Origin of the sequence: Citrobacter sp. TBCS-14 (assembly GCF_005280805.1) — a bacterium.
GTDB lineage: Bacteria > Pseudomonadota > Gammaproteobacteria > Enterobacterales > Enterobacteriaceae > Citrobacter > Citrobacter gillenii.
Genome location: NZ_SZWM01001138.1, coordinates 1 through 246, shown reverse-complemented (window position 1 = coordinate 246; position 246 = coordinate 1). Strand labels below are relative to the sequence as shown.

At 34.1% G+C, this 246-nt stretch carries 1 protein-coding gene; it reads left to right on the top strand.

Annotated features, from left to right (window positions below):
• The coding region (locus FDX22_RS24435) for a hypothetical protein (RefSeq protein ID WP_047692792.1) at nucleotides 1–190 on the top strand (190 nt) is incomplete at its 5' end.
• Nucleotides 191–246: the final 56 nt, after the last annotated feature.

The window sequence follows — 246 nt, the reverse complement described above, 5'->3', positions numbered from 1 at the left end:
TAACGGTTATGAAGTTATTGAACCTAAATTTAAGTTTTATAACTTCTCTGATAAGACTAGGTTTGCACCTTTATATTATGCTGGAGAAGAAGAACTAACTAGTGATAAAGAATTTGCAAAAGAGGTTGAAGAAGATAGCGAAGAATATGTGGCTTTGAAAATTTTAGGTTTCCTTAAAGCAGAAGTATGATAACATCTTTTTCACCGCCCATTTTGACCTGGTAGTAATCGCTGCTAAGTGCTGTC